1 protein-coding gene is annotated in these 1,322 nt (G+C 63.2%); it reads right to left on the bottom strand.

Annotated elements, in window-relative coordinates:
- Nucleotides 1-556: 556 nt before the first annotated feature.
- Nucleotides 557-1,039 carry a ricin-type beta-trefoil lectin domain protein gene (locus tag ABIA35_RS49410; protein ID WP_370362649.1) on the bottom strand — a complete coding sequence of 161 codons (483 nt, stop codon included), beginning with the start codon at nucleotides 1,037-1,039 and terminating at the stop codon, nucleotides 557-559.
- Nucleotides 1,040-1,322: the final 283 nt, after the last annotated feature.

The raw sequence follows: 1,322 nt of genomic DNA on the forward strand, positions 1-1,322 counted from the left end.
AACCACCGCCGTCTTCACCGGACCGACGGCACTGCCACGAGCCAAAAAGACCACTTGACCAAAGATCAGTTACACCACTCGAAAGGACGCCATCCGGTACGGAGGCGATGTCCCAGTCGAACAGGCAGGTAACCGGAGCGTGATCAGAGCGAGCTGGCTGAACGCCAGGGGCAAGACGAGGCAGCCCGTCGATTGCCGCGCGCCTGCGCGACTCGGGCAGCTGCGCAGCCGACACTGATTGCTGCTCGGTCTCGAATCTTGTTGCGTCCCTGTTGCGTCAGAGGCTAGAAAGTGCCCGCAAACGATCACAAGTGTTGAGCAATAAAGTGCCAGGTCAGAGCAGCTACCTGGCCTAAGGGGCCAGGTAGCTGCCAACTAGTGCGAAGATCACGCAGATCTACGAGGGCACGAACCAGGTGCAGCGGATCGTGATGGCGCGTCAGGTGCTGGGCGGGGTGAGCATCTAGGTCAGAGGCTGGAACTCTGGAAACGGCACCGGCCGTCGCACTCTTCGGAGTGCGGCGGCCGGTGGCTTGTTCCGTGGCAGCGAGATGCTCTACTGGTAGGAGAAACGCTGGTAGTTCCCGCCGTTGCACGGATCTATGTAGACCGCACCAACGTTGTTCCCCTCTCCATCGGTGTTGCTGTCCAGACACCACGTGCCGGTGGTGAAGGTGTGGGTGCCGTCGGAGTTGGCGACGACGCCGAAGTTCACGGCGTTGCCGGCGCACGATGCCGTCTTCATCATCACGAGGCTGCTGTTGACCTGCGTTCCTGTGGTCAGGCACAACCCGGTCTGCAAGTCCTGGAGGCCGGCGCCGTTGCCGCCGTTCAAGTAGAAGACCCAGTTCTGGAACTGGCCGCCGTTGCAGGGGAGCGCGTAAGCGCTGCCTCCCGTGTTGCTGTCCAGGCAGCGACCCGTCGCCTTGCTGTGAAGCTTGATCGTGATGCCCGCCGACGCCGAACTGGCGAACATCGTCGTCAGGGCGACGGCGCCGACAAGGACACCGGCCGTCTGGACCATTCTGGTGCGGAGCATGATGACCTCTCATGGTGCGGTGCCGATCCACGTCTGGAGCGCGTGGACGGGCCCGCCCAGTCTGGCCGCGGGACGCAGCCGGACACGCCACCGCGCGGGACATTGACGGCGGCGCGGGACGGGACCGCTTCTGACCTGTGGTTTCCCGGCGGCGTTCGAGGCGATCGCGGGATTTGGACGCTCAGGCACTAGATGATTGAGTCCGATCGTTGGGCTGGTCAGTGGTCGTAAGCGATTAGTGATCGCTTGCTGGGTGCGCCGGTCTTGGTGTTGTGCCAGATCG

It is taken from the genome of Catenulispora sp. MAP12-49, from assembly GCF_041262705.1.
Lineage (GTDB): Bacteria > Actinomycetota > Actinomycetes > Streptomycetales > Catenulisporaceae > Catenulispora.